General features: G+C 64.2%; 16 protein-coding genes. 3 read left to right on the top strand and 13 right to left on the bottom strand.

Annotated features, from left to right (window positions below; genetic code table 11):
• Positions 1-21: 21 nt before the first annotated feature.
• The 6 genes from AC1DW9_RS22575 to AC1DW9_RS22550 all read right to left on the bottom strand — a co-directional run bounded on the left by AC1DW9_RS22575 (position 22) and on the right by AC1DW9_RS22550 (position 6,215).
• Positions 22-1,083 (bottom strand): NAD/NADP octopine/nopaline dehydrogenase family protein, encoded by a 1,062-nt coding sequence (locus tag AC1DW9_RS22575; protein ID WP_476775513.1) that lies wholly within the window; start codon positions 1,081-1,083, stop codon positions 22-24.
• Positions 1,084-1,103: 20 nt separating this feature from the next.
• Entirely contained in the window at positions 1,104-2,225 is a 1,122-nt protein-coding gene (locus AC1DW9_RS22570; protein WP_476769446.1) for an NAD(P)/FAD-dependent oxidoreductase, read from the bottom strand.
• Between the two features lie 77 nt (positions 2,226-2,302).
• The gene (locus AC1DW9_RS22565) at positions 2,303-3,097 is read right to left on the bottom strand and encodes an ABC transporter permease (RefSeq protein ID WP_441492496.1); all 795 of its coding nucleotides are present in this window, start codon (positions 3,095-3,097) and stop codon (positions 2,303-2,305) included.
• Positions 3,094-3,957: an ABC transporter permease gene (locus AC1DW9_RS22560; RefSeq protein ID WP_441492495.1), complete on the bottom strand. Its 864-nt coding sequence runs from the start codon at positions 3,955-3,957 to the stop codon at positions 3,094-3,096. Before AC1DW9_RS22560 ends, AC1DW9_RS22565 begins: the two co-directional genes overlap by 4 nt.
• Positions 3,950-5,023 (bottom strand): ABC transporter ATP-binding protein, encoded by a 1,074-nt coding sequence (locus AC1DW9_RS22555; RefSeq protein ID WP_441492494.1) that lies wholly within the window; start codon positions 5,021-5,023, stop codon positions 3,950-3,952. The genes AC1DW9_RS22560 and AC1DW9_RS22555 overlap by 8 nt, the downstream gene beginning before the upstream one ends.
• Before the next feature lie 142 nt (positions 5,024-5,165).
• A complete protein-coding gene (locus tag AC1DW9_RS22550; RefSeq protein ID WP_476775514.1) occupies positions 5,166-6,215 on the bottom strand; it encodes an ABC transporter substrate-binding protein in 1,050 nt (349 codons plus the stop codon).
• Between the two features lie 205 nt (positions 6,216-6,420).
• On the opposite strand from AC1DW9_RS22550, the gene AC1DW9_RS22545 reads away from it, so the two are divergent.
• Positions 6,421-7,344 carry a LysR substrate-binding domain-containing protein gene (locus AC1DW9_RS22545; protein ID WP_441505737.1) on the top strand — a complete coding sequence of 308 codons (924 nt, stop codon included), beginning with the start codon at positions 6,421-6,423 and terminating at the stop codon, positions 7,342-7,344.
• A gap of 133 nt (positions 7,345-7,477) precedes the next feature.
• Here AC1DW9_RS22545 and AC1DW9_RS22540 read toward each other — a convergent pair whose 3' ends face one another.
• The 5 genes from AC1DW9_RS22540 to AC1DW9_RS22520 all read right to left on the bottom strand — a co-directional run bounded on the left by AC1DW9_RS22540 (position 7,478) and on the right by AC1DW9_RS22520 (position 12,279).
• Positions 7,478-8,908 (bottom strand): FAD-binding oxidoreductase, encoded by a 1,431-nt coding sequence (locus AC1DW9_RS22540; protein ID WP_476775515.1) that lies wholly within the window; start codon positions 8,906-8,908, stop codon positions 7,478-7,480.
• A gap of 223 nt (positions 8,909-9,131) precedes the next feature.
• On the bottom strand, positions 9,132-9,986 hold the full coding sequence (locus tag AC1DW9_RS22535) for a transporter substrate-binding domain-containing protein (RefSeq protein WP_441505739.1): 855 nt from the start codon (positions 9,984-9,986) through the stop codon (positions 9,132-9,134).
• An 11-nt stretch (positions 9,987-9,997) separates the two neighbouring features.
• Positions 9,998-10,774, bottom strand: a complete 777-nt coding sequence (locus AC1DW9_RS22530) for an ABC transporter ATP-binding protein (protein ID WP_476775516.1) — start codon at positions 10,772-10,774, stop codon at positions 9,998-10,000.
• 12 nt (positions 10,775-10,786) lie between these two features.
• On the bottom strand, positions 10,787-11,512 hold the full coding sequence (locus AC1DW9_RS22525) for an ABC transporter permease (RefSeq protein WP_441505814.1): 726 nt from the start codon (positions 11,510-11,512) through the stop codon (positions 10,787-10,789).
• Between the two features lie 56 nt (positions 11,513-11,568).
• Positions 11,569-12,279 carry an ABC transporter permease gene (locus AC1DW9_RS22520; RefSeq protein WP_441505741.1) on the bottom strand — a complete coding sequence of 237 codons (711 nt, stop codon included), beginning with the start codon at positions 12,277-12,279 and terminating at the stop codon, positions 11,569-11,571.
• Positions 12,280-12,752: 473 nt separating this feature from the next.
• Between AC1DW9_RS22520 and AC1DW9_RS22515 the strand changes: the two genes are divergently transcribed.
• Both AC1DW9_RS22515 and AC1DW9_RS22510 read left to right on the top strand, forming a co-directional pair.
• Positions 12,753-13,496 (top strand): FadR/GntR family transcriptional regulator, encoded by a 744-nt coding sequence (locus tag AC1DW9_RS22515; protein WP_441505742.1) that lies wholly within the window; start codon positions 12,753-12,755, stop codon positions 13,494-13,496.
• Between the two features lie 77 nt (positions 13,497-13,573).
• The gene (locus AC1DW9_RS22510) at positions 13,574-14,131 is read left to right on the top strand and encodes a gamma carbonic anhydrase family protein (protein ID WP_441505743.1); all 558 of its coding nucleotides are present in this window, start codon (positions 13,574-13,576) and stop codon (positions 14,129-14,131) included.
• Here the strand turns inward: AC1DW9_RS22510 and AC1DW9_RS22505 are convergent.
• Together AC1DW9_RS22505 and AC1DW9_RS22500 are read right to left on the bottom strand one after the other, a co-directional pair.
• Positions 14,076-14,744: a TetR/AcrR family transcriptional regulator gene (locus AC1DW9_RS22505; protein WP_441505744.1), complete on the bottom strand. Its 669-nt coding sequence runs from the start codon at positions 14,742-14,744 to the stop codon at positions 14,076-14,078. The genes AC1DW9_RS22510 and AC1DW9_RS22505 overlap by 56 nt on opposite strands.
• 59 nt (positions 14,745-14,803) lie before the next feature.
• Positions 14,804-16,150: an amidase gene (locus AC1DW9_RS22500; protein ID WP_441505745.1), complete on the bottom strand. Its 1,347-nt coding sequence runs from the start codon at positions 16,148-16,150 to the stop codon at positions 14,804-14,806.
• Position 16,151 lies beyond the last annotated feature (1 nt).

Here is a 16,151-nt window from a genome sequence, read left to right as displayed (position 1 = left end):
GCGCCCTCTCCAGGCTCCTCGTCAGCGCGTCATTGCAATGAGTGATTCTCGCGTGAGCTGGCGGGCCATCAGCGCCGGCAGGATATCGTTTTCCGCGGCGAGATCGCGACCGTAAAGCGCCGAGAAAATCTGGAGGCCGGCCTCGTGCAAAGGGGTCGCGACCCCGCATAGGCGTCCGAGTGCGACCAGGGGCGAGAGCCCGAACGGCACGTCCTCGAGTGTATAGCGCGTGTCTATCGTGGCCGGCCCGAGCGTCGGCTCCTGGCTGGCTGCCAGCAGTTTCGCGGTCTCTCCAAGGGCTGCATCGGGAAGCCCATAGGTCAGGGAATAATGCTCGCGCATGGTGCGGACCTCGACGCCGAACGCCGCCGCGATGGCGAGGCGTTCGGCGTCGATCGCTTCCAACAACCGCCCGACGGCCATCGTCATGTGCTCGCTCTGGCCCCAGGCCTCGGCCTTCTCCATGCGCGTGAAATTGCAGAGGGCCAGCGCCATGTGGCTTTGCGGATTGACGTTGCTCAGCGCCACGGCCAGCACATTCGAGATCGCGCGGAAACGGTCGCCAAACAGCGCCTTGCAGATAGTGAGGCCGCGCTCGGCGGCTTCCGTCGGCAGGGTCGACATATCGACCTTGCCGCGCAGCGTCGCGATCTTCACGGAGGTGTCGCTCGTCTGGCGCGCGCGCAGCACCGTCGTGCTCAACGCCACGACCGGGACATCGAGCCCGCGATCCGCGATCAATCGTGCCAGATAGATCGCGCCCAGCGAGGCGTGCGAGCTGATCACGACCGTCTGGCCCGAGACGAGATGCGGCGCCATGGCGTCCATCACCGCCTTATGGCCGTTCGCGGGAAGCGCGATCAGGATCGCATCCGCCCCTGCCAGCGCGGCAGCGCAATCCGCGGCGATGGTCGGCTTGAACTCCCCGGCGACGACCCCTTCGCTGCGCAGCGTCTGGCCCTGGGCGAGCGCTGCGATGCGGCGGCCGGATGGCGACCACAGCCGGGCTTCATGACCGTTCTGGATCAGCAGTGCTGCGCTTGCATAGGCGATCGCGCCTGCGCCCATGATGGCGGTTTTCATGTCCTGTCCTCGTCGGGTCGTCAGTTGAAGAAGCGGGCCGGCCGGAACTCGGCCAGTTCGGAGCGGGTGCGGCCGCGCACGACTTCGTCGGCGATGGCTTCGCCGAGGAAGGCGCCGAGCGTCACGCCGCTATGCGTGACGGCGACATAGTAGTTGTCGAGCCCCGGGACCGGCCCGACAGCCGAGAGCGTGTCACGCGGGATCGGCCGGATCGCGATGCGAACGGCCTCGACCTCGACGGAGCGCAGGGCCGGGATCGTCGTCTTGGCCCGGGCGAGCAGTTCCTGAGCCTGGGGATGCGTGGGCAGGGAAGCGGCGTCGGCGGCGACCAGCCGGTCAAGCTCGTTCGAGCGCAGCAGGAACCTGCCGCCGCCATCGGGCCGCATATTGAGCAGGGGAGTGCGCAAGGCACTGCGCAGCGTCACGCCCGCCGGTGGGGTGTAGGCGACCAGGCCGACCGTCGGTGCGAGCGGAACCTGATGTTCGCTCCGGTTGGCGACCTCGTTGGACCAGCGTCCCGAACAGTTCACGACGATATCGGCATGGATCGGATCGCCGCCCGCGATCTCCACGCCATCGCAGCGCCCGCCGCTGACCAGCAGTCCCGAGACCTTGGCGTTGACGAGCCTCGCACCATGGCGCTCCTGCGCAGCAGTGACGAGCGCGCCGGCATAGGGCACGGCATCGAGCCAACCATCCCGGGGGTAGTAGATCACTGGCGCATTGCCGATAACGTCCGGGTCGATCTCCGGCTCGAGCTCGCGAACCTCCTTCAGACTGAGCAGCTCGGCCGGGTAGCCCCAGTCGATCAGCTGCCTGAGCTTCACCAGCGGGTCGGTGCCGTCGCGTGCGCCGGCTTCGGCCTCCGCATTCTGCCATTGCAGCACGCCAGGGCGGTGGTACCAGTTCGCGTGCGGAAACTCGGCCAGGATGTCCTCATGGGCCTGCCGGCCGGCGAAGTTCAACTTGTAATAGGCATGGGAGGTCAGCTTCTCGCAGGCATTGACCCAGGCATAGGTCACGCTGGAGGTGCCGCCGCCGATCCGCCTTTCCTCGACGATGGTGACCGCCGCGCCGGCCTGGGCGAGGCGATAGGCGACCGACGAGCCGATGACACCGGCACCGACGACGATGGCTTTCATCTGGAATGTCCTTGACGATTGAGAAGAGGGGGGCGCGGCGGCCTGGCCTGTCCGCGCTTGCCGGTCAGCCCGGCTAGTCAGCCTTTCCCGACCAGCATGCGATCGAGCCCGTAGATGCGGTCGACGAGGACCATCAGCAGGAAGGTCAGCAGGATGACGACGGTCGAGACCGAGGCGACGAGCGGATCGATCGATTCCTCGATGTAGTGGTACATCTTGACCGGCAGCGTCATCGAGGACGGCGTCGCCACGAACACCGTCATCGTCACCTCGTCGAAGCTCTGGATGAATGAGATCACCCAGCCGCCGGCGACGCCGGGGATCATCAGCGGAAACACCACCCGCCGGAACACGGTCCAGCTGGAGGCGCCGAGCGAGATCGCGGCGCGTTCGAGCGCCGGATCGGCCGCGGTCAGGGCCGCGAGCACCAGCCTCAGCCCATAGGGGAAAATGATCAGCACGTGGCTGGCGAGCAGGCCTGCGGTCGAGCCGGTAATATTGACCTGTGTGAAGAAGCGCAGGAACGCGACGCCGAGCACGACATGCGGGATGATCAGCGGCGACAGGAACAGCCCGACCAGGGCCTCGCGCCCGGGGAATTGATGCCGTGCCAGAGCGAGCGCGGCCGGCACGGCGAGCGCCATCGCGCAGGTCGCGGCAACGACGCCGAGCACGATGCTCATCCAGAAGGCGGAAACGAACTGCGGATTGGCCAGGATGGCCCTGAACCAGCGCAGCGAGAACGAGGTCGTGGGCAGCGAGAGCAGGTTGCTCGGCGTCAGCGACATCCACATCACCACAATCAGCGGTGCCAGCATGAAGATGACGAACAGGCTGTGGCAGAGGAGCGCGACGGGGCCGTTGCGGTTCATTGGGCAAACCTCGCATAGCGCCGCTCGAGCAAGCGGTTATAGGTCAGCATGATCGTGGCGTTGACGATGAGCAGTACGATCGCGATCGCCGCGCCGAGCGGCCAGTTCAGCGTGCCCAGGAACTCGTCATAGGTGGCGGTGGCGACGACCTTGAGCTGGCGCCCGCCGATGATCGCGGGCGTCGCGAAGGCACTGGCCGCGAGCGCGAAGACGATCAGCGATCCCGACAGGATGCCGGGCACGATCTGGGGCAGGATGATCCTGATGAAGATCGTGGTCTCGCCGGCGCCGAGCGACTGCGCCGCACGAACCACCTTGGGGTCGAGCCGTTGCAGGGCGGCCCAGACCGAGATGATCATGAACGGCACCGCGACATGGACGAGCGCGATGACGACGCCCTGGATGGTGTAGAGCATCGGGATCGGCCCGCTCGTCAGGCCGAGCCCGGAGGCGACGTTGTTGATCACACCGTTGCGGCCGAACAGCAGCGCCCATCCGAGCGTGCGCACCACGACCGAGATCAGCAGCGGGCTCAGCGTTACGATCAGGAAGATCGAGCGCCAGGGTGGTCGCATCCGCGACAGGAAATAGGCTTCGGGTGCGCCGATCAGCACGCAGAGCACCGTCGTCGCCAGCGCGATCCCGACCGTCCGCAGGAAGATGGTGTGGTAATAGGGATCGCCCAGCGTATCCGCGAAGTTCGACAGCGTCGCCCCGCCCGTCGCACCGGTCGCGAGGTCGAAGGACTGGAAGCTCAGCACGGCGATCATCACCAGCGGCGTCACCAGCAGCGCTGCGAAGAAGAGAAGCGCCGGCAGGCTGAGCAGCAGCGGCACGCGGCTCCTGGATGCCTCAGCCATGATGCGCGTCCGCGATGATGGCGGCATCCTCGGGCCGCCAGTTGAGCCCGACATCGTCGCCCTCGTTGAAGGCGGGCACTCCACGATGCGGCTCCGACGACAGCACCGCACCAATGGCCGTCTCGACGGAGAACAGCCATGAACTGCCTTGGAAGACACGTGATGTCAGCCGACCGCCGAGAAAACCGGTCCCGGGCGGCACGAGGCGGACCTTTTCCGGGCGCAAGGCGATCACCACCGCGCTGCCTGCCGAAAGCGAGGGCTGCGCCGTGCCGGGCACCGCCGCCTCGACGCCCTCGATGCGCAGCGAGCAACGCCCGGCCTCCACCGAGACGATCCTTGCCTTGAGTTGGGAGGAGCGGCCGACGAAGCTCGCGGCGAAATGGCTCGTCGGTGCGTCATAGAGCGTCAACGGATCGGCAAGCTGGACGATCCGCCCGGCATCCATCACCGCGATCCGGTCACAGGTCGCCAGCGCCTCGGCCTGATCATGCGTGACCATGATCGTCGTCGTGCCGACGCGGCGCTGGATCGCCCGGATCTCGACCTGCATTTCCTCGCGCAGCTTGGCATCGAGATTGGAAAGCGGCTCGTCGAGCAGCAACAGGGCGGGCTCGATGGCGAGCGCCCGCGCCAGCGCGACCCGCTGTTGCTGCCCGCCGGACAATTGCCGGGGATAGCGCTCGGCGAGATGGCCGAGACGCACCAGATCGAGCGCTTCCTTGACCTTCTGCTGACGGGCGGGCTTGGCGATCTTCCGCATTTCGAGCCCGAACGCGACATTCTCGGCGACCGTCAGGTGCGGGAACAGGGCATAGCTCTGGAAGACGATGCCCATGCCGCGCTGGCTGGCCGGAACACCCCGGAGGCTGCGCCCGTCGAGCAGTACCTCGCCGCTGGTCGGCTCCTCGAAGCCGGCGACGATGTTCAGCGTCGTGGTCTTGCCGCAGCCGGACGGACCGAGCAGCCCCACGAACTCGCCGGGCTCGATCGCCAGGTCGATTCCGTTGAGCGCCGTGAAGGCGGCAAAGCGCTTGGTAAGCCCGCGAAGGGCGATCTTGGCCATAGTCGAGGGTGATCCATGAAACCGCCTGCGCCCTTGGCGCAGGCCTGATGTCCGGAGGAACGAGGGCTTCAGGAATCGGCCCGAAAGGTGATGCAGATCAGAAGGTTAGATCGGCGAATCGGATAAGATCCGGTCCGCTGATCTAGCGCTCGATCTCGCGGTTCCAGCGCTGCGTCCACGCAGCCCGGTTCTGGTTGACGGTCGGCCAGTCGATCTTGGCGAGCTTGGAAACGGCCTGGTCGCCGACCGCCAGCCCCGCGGCTTCATCCGCCGTCAGCTCCGTCTTGCGGTTCACCGGGCCATAGCCCGCGCCGGCAAAGACCTTCTGGATGGCTGGCGAGAGCATGTGCTGGATGAACTTTTGCGATTGCGGCGCCACGTCGCTGTCAACGACGGGGCACATCGTCACCATCAGTGCGCCGGCCCCTTCCTTCGGCTCGGCCACTTCAAGCGGCAGGCCCTCCTTCTTCAGCGCGACGGCGCGCGAGCGCGAGATCACGGTCAGCGCGATCTCGCCGCTTTGCAGCAGCTCCTCGAGCTTCGGTGCGGAGGGTGCGAAGGTCAGGATATTGGGCCGGATCTTGTCCTTGAAGGCGGCGAAGCCGGGCTCGATCTTGCTCTCGCCGCCGCCCTCGGCGCGCGCCACCATGATCAGCCCATGCAGGCCGGTCGTGCTGGCGGCGCCGAGCAGGGCAAGCTGCCCCTTATAGGCGCTGTTGCCGAGGTCGCCCCAGGAGGTCGGCACCTGCCAGCCTTTCTCCTTGAAGATCTTGGCATTGTAGACCGGGGTGGTGACGCCGATGCCGAAGGCGATGGCCTTCTCGTCCAGTTTCGCGATCGGATAGACATCGTCGAGCACCGGGGCCTTCTCGATCGGCGCGCAGAACCCGAACTGCACGGCCTGATACATCGGGCCGTCATCGACCATGGCGACGTCGATCTCCTGCTTGCCGCGCTGGGCCTGCAGCTTGGCGAGCGTCGCCGTCGACTGTCCCGCGACATACTCGACCTTGACGTTGTTCGCCTTCTCGAAGGGCGGAATGATCGCGGTGCGCATCAGGCGCTCGAAGGAGCCGCCATAGCCCGCGACATACATCGTCTGCTGGGCGCTCGCTCCCGCGCTGACAAGGCCGCCCGTGGCGAGCGCGAGGGCGAAGACGGATCCAAGCGAAGTCGAACGCAAAGTGGCCATGCCGAAAAATCCCCTGTTTGGCCGGGGAACACGGCCCCCGTTGCAGCCAAGGGTTGGGGAGCGGCACCCATCTGTCAATCGACTGATTATGGATCACGCCATTCAGATTTGATATGGTATCGCCGCGATTGCCCTGCCGGCGCACCGACCGGGTCGCAATGCCCGGTCAGGCCGACCGTAGCGGAACGGGAATGGAGTGCCGGATTTGGCTCAGATCACCCACAGGCATGCCGAAGCCTTCAACGCGGTTCTGCATGTCGGGAGCTTCACCAAGGCCGCGCGCCTGCTTCGCAGCTCCCAGCCCTCGATCAGCCGATTGATGAAGGAGCTGCAGGAGGCGGTCGGATTCGTGTTGTTCACGCGCAGCGATGGCCGCACGGTCGCGACGCCCGAAGCGATGGCCCTGCATCAGGAAGTCGAGCGCAGTTTCGTCGGGCTCGAACGGATCAGCGAGCGCGCCGCCCAGATCAAGGAGCGCCGCGTCGAGCAGTTGCGGATCGTCAGCATGCCCGCTCTGGCGCACACCTTCCTGCCTGTCGCCCTTGCCGGATTTCTCAAGGACCGCCCGAGCGTCGCCGCTGCGATCCAGGCGCAGCGTTCGGAGTCGATTGCCTCGTGGGTTTCGACACAGCAATTCGATGTCGGCTTCGCGATGCTCCCGATGGACAAGCCCGGTGTCGAGATCGAGCTGTTCGACCCTGCCATCGGCGTCTGCGTGATGCCGGCCGGTCACCCGCTTGCGGTGCGGCCGGAGATCGTCCCGCAGGACCTGGACGGCATGCCGTTCATCGGCAAGGGCGCGGGGAGTTTCATGTCCCGCTCGCTGCAGCAGGTGCTCGACGACGCCAGGGTGCGCTGCGACGTTCGCGTCGAAACCCCGATCGCCGCCATCGCCTGCCAGATGGTGGCGCAGGGACTGGGCCTGACCATTGCGGACCCGTTCACGGCAAAAGCGTTCGAACCGCTGGGGTTAGTCTCCCGTCCCTTCCGGCCGGCCATCGCCTATAATTTCGGAGTTCTCTACCCCTCGCACAGCCTGCGCTCGCAACTTGTCTCCGACTTCGTCGCGCATCTGCATCTTGAGCGCCAGAAGGTGCACGGAAAGGCTCCAAGCTCGGGGGCGCCGTGAGCCGAACCTGGACTCCCGTCCGTAGGCGGGCGTCTCCAAGCGCCTGCTCCAGCCGGGGCCCTGCTGGCGCAGTTGCGTCTCAGGTCATTTCAGCACCGGCAGGATGAACGCAGTTGAGACCCGGAGAACCGCGCTAACGAGGCGCCCGGTTCGCCGACGCGAAACGCACGTTTCCCATCGTAGCCTCGGTCAGCGCGCCCTGGAGAGATCCCGAAAGCTGCTTCACGAGTTCCGGTGTGTATCGATCGTAGAGAGACTGGTTTGATCGGCCCAGCGCATGCTCGCCGGTAAAACTGCCCGCGTAGCCTCGGATCACGACGTCCAGCACCTTGTCCCGGACGCGGTCGATATAGGCGGCATCTGGCCGGCCGGGATGCACAAGATTGAAGTGCATGCCGCCATCGGCAATATGCCCGAAATCGCAGAGCTCGAGCTCGGGGAACTCGGCGTTGAGGAGCGGAATGATCTCGGTTCGGAAGGGAACAAGGTCTGAGCGCTTCAGGGAAAGATCGAAGGCGATCACATGCCCCGCCGCCTTCAGCCCCTCCGGCAAGGAATGCCGCAACGCCCAGAGTTCCTCCGACCGACCAATCAGCGCATCGGCGAGCAGCGGATCATCCTGCTCGAACAGCTCGGCGAGAACGGTCTCGAGAACGACTGGGAGCGCGGCTTCATGCCCGCGCTCGGGCCAATTCCGGGTCAGTTCGACGAGGATCGCGTAAGGCGGAATCTCGCCGCGAGCGAACGGATTCCTCAGGCGCTCGACATGGGCAAATGTTCGCTTCATCGCGTTCCGCGAAATCCCCTCGACGGCGCTCAGATACTCGCCGCACGCTTCCTCAAGCGCCGTGAGCAGGAGGGGAATGGCCTCATCGTCACGCGGCACGAGCAACGCCGTCGCGACCTGTCGCGGGACGCGCTGCACTTCGAGAACCGCCCTTGTAATAACGCCGAACGCCCCGCTCGTCCCGACGAAGAGATGTTTCAGGTCGATATGCGCGTTGTCCTTCCGCAGGCCGGTCGTGAGGTCAAGGATGGTGCCATTGCAATCTGGAAGCACGACCTCCAGACCCAGAACCTGTCGCCGCATGGCGCCATAACGGAGGAAGCGAGCGCCACCGGTGTTCGTGGCAATCATGCCGCCAACCATCGGATCTGCGCCGAGATCGATCGGCAGAAAGAGCCCATGCGTCGCGAGGGTCTCATTCAGCGTCGACAAGCGAACGCCGGCCCCTACCGTCACCGTGCGATTGGTCAGATCGATTTCGAGCGGAGCGCTCAAGCGGTCGACGCTGAGAACGACCTGCGTTCCCGACTGATCGGGAGTGGATCCCCCGACCACACCCGTATTCCCGCCTTGGGGCACGAGGCGAATGCCATTCGAGACCGCATAGGCGACGATGCGGGACACCTCTTCGGTTGTCCCGGGCCGGACGACGAATAGCGCCCTCCCCTCGTCATACCGTGCTCCGACCTCGTATCGGCGCCTATCGGCAGCGTCTGTGACCAATCCCTTGGTCCCGACGATTGCGCTGATGGCGTCAAGATGTCTGGTGTCGCTCATGTCTGTGCTCGATCGCTGGCAAATCCGGGCGTGTTGATCGGAACCGTTTGGGAACTCTCGCCCCGTCAGACGGATTCGCTTTGCTTGCACCGGCCACTGATTGTGCCTGGCCTTGCCGACCTAAGGTCAACAGGCGGAGTTCGGTCCGGGCGGGCTCGGCCGACAGCCCTGCCCGCCCGGGGGTTCTCAAGATCCAGTCCGTCAATCCACTCCATCGACGGGACTATTGCGGAGGCGACATGTCGGACTTGAACCATTTCATCGACAGAGTCTTGATCGTGCCATCCGCGAGTGCCTGCTCGATCGCCTGGTCAAAGCGTTGCTTGAGCTCGCCATCGTCCTTGCGCAGGCCGATCGCGACGCCACGACCAAGCAGTCCGCCGCGAAATGACGGCCCCGCAACGGTCATGCCGTTCAGTTCCTTCCTTTCACGCGACGACATCGCAGACGCGTAATCGACGAACACCGCATCGATGCGACCTGCGGAGAGATCAAGATCATGCTGCTCGGCTGTCTTGTACTCCCTGATCTCGATGTCTCCCTTGAAGTAGGTCTCCAGGAATGCAAGGGCGTTGGTCGATGTCTGCACGCCGATCGTTTTCCCCTTGATCAGCTTTTTCATCTGCTCAATCGTGTTTTTGCCGTCGTCGTTCAGAGATGTGATGTCGATCAGCTGTCCGCTCTTGGGCAGATTGAGCATTTCGCGATCGGTCATCGTCGCGAAGACGTGGCGGCTCGTGGCGTAGGGCCTCGAAAAGCCGATCACCGCCAGCCTTTTGTCGGTGATGTTCATTCCCGTCATCACCGCATCGTGCTTTCCGGCCTGGAGAGCCGGGATGATGCCGGCCCAGTCCTGACCGACGACCTTGCACTTGGCATTCATCCGGCGGCAGAGATCGTTCACCAACTCGACGTCGAAACCGCCGAGCTTCCCGCTCGGCTCGGTGTAGTTCCAGGGCATGAAGGCACCTTCGGTTGCGATGGTGATCTCCTTTCCCTGCTGCGCTTCGGCGGCAGTCGCCAGGAATGCGCAAGCGCTCAGCGCCAGCCAGCCCAGTCGAAATCTCGGGTTGTTCATCGTGTCCCCTCCTAACGATGCTCAGAGATGAATTGTCGAAACCGTGGCGATGTTGGTGCGCTGAATACTTCGCCAGGCGGCCCGTCCTCCTCCACCATCCCCTTGTGGAGGAACACCACGCGGGACGAGACATCCCGGGCAAAACCCATTTCGTGCGTGACCACGAGCATGGTGCGGCCCTCTTCCGCCAGCGATCGCATGACGCGCAGGACCTCGCCGACGAGTTCGGGATCGAGCGCCGAGGTTGGCTCGTCGAACAGCATCAGCTTCGGCTTCATGGCGAGGGCGCGCGCGATTGCGGCACGCTGCTGCTGGCCGCCCGACAGATGAGCCGGATAGTGGTTGCGCTTGTCGACGATGCCGACCTTCGCAAGCAGCGCCTCGGCCTCGGCGATGCACTCCGCCCTTGGTCGCTTTTGCACATGGATCGGCGCCTCGATGACGTTCTCAAGCACCGTCAGGTGCGACCAGAGATTGAAGCTCTGGAAGACCATCGCGACGCGGGAGCGGATCCGGTCGACCTGGGAGCGATTCGCCGGCTCCGTGCGTCCGTTTCGGCCCTTGCGCAGTGCAATGACTTCACCGCCGATCGCGATCTCGCCGGCGTCGGGCGTCTCCAGCATGTTGATGCATCGAAGCATCGTTGACTTGCCGGAGCCCGACGAGCCGAGGATTGAGATCACCTGTCCCTCGGCCGCATCGAGCGAAATACCGCGCAAAACTTCCAAGGAGCCGAAACTTTTGCGCAGATCGCGCACCGAAACGGCTGGCGTGGACAATGAGGTCACCGATCGTCTCCGCTACTCATGGACCGGCTCAAGGCGCTGAATGGGCATGGGCGCGTCCCGCAGATGCGGCGAAAGCCTGTGCTCCAGGGCTTGAATGGCCCGCGTCACGAGGAAATTGAGAATGAGGTAGATGGCCCCGGCGCAGATGAAGATCTCGATCGCGCGGAAGCTCTGCGAAATCAGCTTATGCGCAATGCCGGTCACTTCCATCATCGTGATGATCGAGGCGAGCGAGGTCGCCTTCACCATCAGGATGATTTCATTGCCGTAGCCCGGAAGTGCCTGACGGACAGCAATCGGAACGATGATCCGCCGATAGAGGAGAAGCGGCGACATCCCGCAGGCGCGTGCCGCTTCGATCTGACCTTGCGGGACGGACTGCAAGCCTCCGCGGATGATCTCGCTCACATAGGCGGCGGTATTCAGGGTCAGGGCGAGCAGAGCGCACCAATACGGCTCGCGGAAGAAACCCCATAGGTTCATGGCCTGCAGGGCCAGCCGAAATTGACCGAGCCCGTAGTAGATGAGGAAGATCTGAACAAGAAGCGGCGTCCCGCGGAACACGAACACATAGCTGCGCGCAAGCCAGTCCAGGACCGGCACCCCTGACATGCGCATCGTCGCGAGGGCCATCGCAACGATCAGACCCAGAGTGACGGATGAAAACGTGAGTTTGAGTGTGAGGGGCAGTCCTTCCAGCAGCTTGAGGAAGGTTTCCCCCATGAATGCGGCGTCAATCACGGGCTTCGCTTCTCAGGATGCTTGAGGGTGATGGGCATGTGAGCGGGCTGCATTCAGGCTCTCCGGACGCCGCGCATCGCGTAGCTCTCGGCGCGCCGGAATCCCCATGAGGAAACCGTGGTGATTGCCAGGTAGAGCACAGCGGCAGCGAGATAGAAGCTGAACGGCTCACGCGTGGAGCCGGCGCCAATGGCCGACTGGCGGAGCAGCTCGACCAGCCCCGTGACCGAGACGAGGGCGGACTCCTTCAAGGCCAGTTGCCAGACATTGCCCAGGCCCGGGATGGCATATCGCAGCACCTGTGGCGCGATGATGCGGCGGAACATCAGCGTGCGGTGCATGCCCACGGATTTCGCCGCCTCGATCTCACCCCAGTTCAGCGCCGTGTACGCGCCTCGAAAGACCTCTGACTGATAGGCGCCGGAGATAATGCCGATCGCAGCGGCACCCGCGGCGAACCCCGACACACCGACGAAGCCCCCGGGACCGAAAAGTCCCGCGATGCTGCTGAGAAGCGCGCTCCCCCCGAAATAGAAGAGGTAGATGATGAGAAGGTCCGGAATGCCGCGAAGAATCGTGGTGTAGGCATCGGCCGCAGCGCGAGCGACCGCACCGCCTGACAGCTTCACCCAGGCAACAAGGCCACCGATCACAGAACCGAGGAGGAAGCCGCAGGCGGCGACTGATAAGGTCACGCCGGCAGCGACCAGCATCGCCACGCCCCAACCGTCGGAGCCCAGACTCATCAGCGACAATGTCGACATAGGCAGCGTCTCGCGGGCTCAGGCGGACAAGACGCTCATACCAAGCCCGGAACCAATGCCCGCGGCTCCAGGGCACCTCCGCTGGGCTATGCATCCGCCGTTCGACTCGTATGGCAGTTTGATTGCGTTCACGTCAGCCTCCCCGGATGCTGCATTCTTTGTTCTTGTCTTGAACTTAACAAGCGTTTGGTTGTCGGACAAAAAGACATACTAGAAGATGGCCGTCAAGCGCGGTCGCGTTCCGCCCGACTTTGCGGATCGCGAAAACCAAGCAGCGCGAAGAATGTCCCTGAATCGAGTTACACAGCTGGGCGCGCGAGCCTTTCATAGGTTTCGCGGGAAGATGACACGCTCCGCCTGGAATCGAGCAGAGGCCTGCCCCGAGAATGTGTTCCTGCGGCATGAACAAGCGCCGCATTCCAGCGACGATCAAAGTTGCCCGACAAATATTCCTTTGATAGGGATTGGGTGAAATGAAAGCCAAGAGCGCCGGATCCACGCCTGCCGAAGAGCCTCGTCCCTTGCGACGGCCGAACCTTGCCGAGCAGATCGCCGGCGATCTCGCGGCACGCATCAGCGGGGGCGAACTCGAGATCGGCCAGAAATTGCCGACCGAGTTCGCACTCTCACGGAGCATGGGTGTCAGCCGAGCCGTCATCAGGGAAGCCATCTCGAGGCTCAAGCAGGAGGGGCTGGTCGACGCGCGCCAGGGCAGCGGCGCCTTCGTGACGAGCATGCGCGCCGCGGGATCGTTCCGGCTCGATCCACGAGAGATCGAGAATAATCGCGAGCAGCTGTCGCAGGTCTTCGAATTGCGCCTGACTCTCGAGGGTGATGCGGCGGGCTATGCCGCGCTAAGGCGTTCGGACAGCGACTTGCGCGCGCTCTCTCAGTGTCTCCACGCCATTGATGCGAATATCCGCGATGGGGATGACGGCATTGACGCGGACTTCGCTTTCCACAGCACGATCGCCAAGGCGACCGGAAATGCGTTCATTCTCGAGCTGGTTGATCTTCTTGGAGCGCAGCTCAAGAACTCTGTCCGCATCGCCCGTCTGAATTCTTCCTCCTATGTCGGCCGGCCGGAGGCAGTTCTCATGGAACATAAGGAAATCTATGACAATATTGTCGAGCAACGTGTGGAGGCGGCACGCAGCGCCGCCCGGCGGCACGTCATGAACGCAGCGAAGCGGCTGGGTCTCTCGGTCGGCTTCTAGACTCGCGCAAGGGAGGCGGATGCCCGCGCCCTGCCCCGTGAGAAGCCTCAAAATCCCTCGGTCTCCACAGAAGATCCATGCCAATCATGAACCTGGGCGATCTGCGCCCGACCCTTCCGCGCTCGGGCCGCTATTGGTTCGCCCCCGATGCCTCGATCATCGGCGACGTCATCTTCGATGACGACACCAGCGTTTGGTTCGCCGCCGTCATCCGGGGCGACAATGACCGCATATCGATCGGTGCCGGATCAAACATTCAGGACGGCGCCGTGCTCCACGTGGACGCAGGATATCCTTTGGCGGTCGGCGCCTCGTGCACTGTCGGGCACCGCGCCGTTCTGCACGGCTGCACGCTTGCCGACCGGGTGCTCGTCGGCATGGGCTCGACCATTCTGAACGGCGCCGTCATCGGAGAAAACTGCATCGTCGGCGCAAACGCTCTCATCACCCAGGGCAAGCGCTTCGAACCGAACTCGCTGATCGTGGGGGCCCCTGCCAAGGCGGTGCGGTCGTTGACGGATCAGGAGATCCACGACATCGCGGAGACCGCGGCGGAATATGTCTCCAACCACCGACGCTTCATCGCGGAGATGGCAATTGACCATCCAGCGCGGAGCTCCCGGCATCTGGTCTAACGCCGACGAGGTCAAGCGCCATGGTGGCATAGAGCCCGGCCGCTTCTTTCACGGTAAGCCTGCCGTTGCTGCGATACCAGGTGATGACGCCGTCACACATCGAGATGATTGCGAAGGCGGCAAGTGATACGTCCTTGACCGTAAACACACCCTCCGTGACCCCGCCCTGGATCACACGGCGCAGATTCTCGGTGTGCCGGCGCTGCAAGACACGCATGACGCCGCGTTGCTCGTCGGAGAGAAATTCGACCAGCGGACCCATTCCCAGGAACGTCCGGTCATAGACCCGGGCATATTCGACCTTCTCGATCTGATAGCGAACATGCGAGGCCACCAGCGCCGCGAGTTGGCGCCTTGGGTCGGGAGCTGCCTTCGCGACGGCTTCCTCGGTCGTTGCGAGGAAATCCCGTTGATTGTCCTCGAGGACGGCGAAGAGCAGCGCCTCCTTTGAGGAGAAATGGTGATAGAGGCTGGGGGCGGTGATGCCGAGCTGCTCCGCCAGGAGGCGCATGCTCACCCCCTGATAACCGCGCTCACCGAACAGCAGGGTTGCGGTGCGTACGATCGCATCCCTGCCGCTCTCCCGTTGCTCCGGTCTAAAGCTCGTCGTCATCCATCGCTTGTGCACTGGATCCCATGAGAGTTCCAGCCAGGCGTCGCGGCTCGGGCCAATCAGGCGATATGGGCCGAGCTTCCCAGGATGGTTTCGATGCAGCGAGACCAGTAGAGCAGGCGCGCATCTTCCTTGACGCAGCCGACCACCTGGAAACCGAGCGGCAAGCCTGCTGGTCCGCGAGACACCGGCAAGGTGATCGAAGGGTTGTGCAGCAGGGACCAGATGCGGATGAAGGCGGAGCTGCCGGTGCTCGTCGCCTCCGGCGCCTCGCCCAAGGTCGACGGCATGACGAGCACGTCGACATCGCGCGCGAGATCGTGGAAGGCCCTGCGGCACGCGTCCGCGGCGTCGAGCGCACGCGCATAATCGTCGGCGGAGTAGCTCTCGCCGAGTTCGAGGTATTCGATCAGTTCGCGATCGCACTTGTCCGCATGGTTGCGCTTGATGTCGGCATACTCGCGCGCCAGATCATAGGCCATGATCACATCCTGCGCTTCCCCGATCGTCTCGAAGATCGCGGGCATGACCAGCGACTGGACGGTCGCACCTGCCGCTTCCAGTTTGCGCAGATTGTCCTCGAAGATGGCCAGCGCAGCGGGATCGGCCTTATCGAAATCCTTCGTCCTCCACACGCCGACGCGCATGTCGGTACGCACGGATGTCGTTGCATCGAAGCGCGGATCGCGGGTGAAGCCGCGCATGAAGAGCGTCGCGTCTTCCACCGAGCGACAGATCGGCCCGATGACGTCGAGCGGGCGCGAATAGGTCCTGATGCCGACATAGGGAATGGCGTCCAGCGTTGGCTTGAAGCCTACCGCTCCGCAGAAGGCGGATGGCCTCAGGATCGAGCCGGCCGTCTGTGTGCCGATGGAGATCGGCGTCATGAAATCGGCGACGGCGGCGCCGGAGCCGGCCGAGGAGGCCGCCGGCGTGCGCGTCAGATCGTGAGGATTGCGTGCGGGTCCCGGCAGCATGATGGCGTGCCGCGAGACCGTGTTCTTCCCAAGGATGGTGAAGCCGAAATTGCGCGCCATCGAAACCACCGGCGCGTCGGACTGCGGCTGGCGGCGAGGAAATATCTCGGGATCGCCCAGCTCAGTCGGCATGTCGGCGGTGTCGATCGTATCCTTGAGACCGAGCGGGACGCCGTCGAACAGGCGGCTACGGCCGTTCCGGTCGAGAGCCCGCGCGTGAGCGAGGGCGGCGTCGGCGTTCACATGGACCCACGCCTTGACGCCGCCATTGCGCTCCTCGATGCGCTCCAGGCAGGCGCGTGCCCAGGCTTCGCAGGTCAGAGTCCCCTGATCGAGCGCTCGCAAGCCCTCGGTCGCGGTGAGCATGGCCGTGCGCGAGGCAGCCGGCCGTTTGGCCGTCACCGGCCGGTCGACGGAAGAAATGTCCATT

It is taken from the genome of Allobosea sp. P4_E12 (genome assembly GCF_056401655.1).
This window is presented reverse-complemented; position numbering and strand designations above follow the sequence as displayed.

What these genes read in the sequence shown, in the direction of transcription:
- AC1DW9_RS22575 (WP_476775513.1), bottom strand. Translation starts at nt 1,083, where the DNA reads ATGAAAACCGCCATCATGGGCGCAGGCGCGATCGCCTATGCAAGCGCA.
- AC1DW9_RS22570 (WP_476769446.1), bottom strand. Translation starts at nt 2,225, where the DNA reads ATGAAAGCCATCGTCGTCGGTGCCGGTGTCATCGGCTCGTCGGTCGCC.
- AC1DW9_RS22565 (WP_441492496.1), bottom strand. Translation starts at nt 3,097, where the DNA reads ATGAACCGCAACGGCCCCGTCGCGCTCCTCTGCCACAGCCTGTTCGTC.
- AC1DW9_RS22560 (WP_441492495.1), bottom strand. Translation starts at nt 3,957, where the DNA reads ATGGCTGAGGCATCCAGGAGCCGCGTGCCGCTGCTGCTCAGCCTGCCG.
- AC1DW9_RS22555 (WP_441492494.1), bottom strand. Translation starts at nt 5,023, where the DNA reads ATGGCCAAGATCGCCCTTCGCGGGCTTACCAAGCGCTTTGCCGCCTTC.
- AC1DW9_RS22550 (WP_476775514.1), bottom strand. Translation starts at nt 6,215, where the DNA reads ATGGCCACTTTGCGTTCGACTTCGCTTGGATCCGTCTTCGCCCTCGCG.
- AC1DW9_RS22540 (WP_476775515.1), bottom strand. Translation starts at nt 8,908, where the DNA reads ATGAGCGACACCAGACATCTTGACGCCATCAGCGCAATCGTCGGGACC.
- AC1DW9_RS22535 (WP_441505739.1), bottom strand. Translation starts at nt 9,986, where the DNA reads ATGAACAACCCGAGATTTCGACTGGGCTGGCTGGCGCTGAGCGCTTGC.
- AC1DW9_RS22520 (WP_441505741.1), bottom strand. Translation starts at nt 12,279, where the DNA reads ATGTCGACATTGTCGCTGATGAGTCTGGGCTCCGACGGTTGGGGCGTG.
- AC1DW9_RS22515 (WP_441505742.1), top strand. Translation starts at nt 12,753, where the DNA reads ATGAAAGCCAAGAGCGCCGGATCCACGCCTGCCGAAGAGCCTCGTCCC.
- AC1DW9_RS22510 (WP_441505743.1), top strand. Translation starts at nt 13,574, where the DNA reads ATGCCAATCATGAACCTGGGCGATCTGCGCCCGACCCTTCCGCGCTCG.
- AC1DW9_RS22505 (WP_441505744.1), bottom strand. Translation starts at nt 14,744, where the DNA reads ATGACGACGAGCTTTAGACCGGAGCAACGGGAGAGCGGCAGGGATGCG.
- AC1DW9_RS22500 (WP_441505745.1), bottom strand. Translation starts at nt 16,150, where the DNA reads ATGGACATTTCTTCCGTCGACCGGCCGGTGACGGCCAAACGGCCGGCT.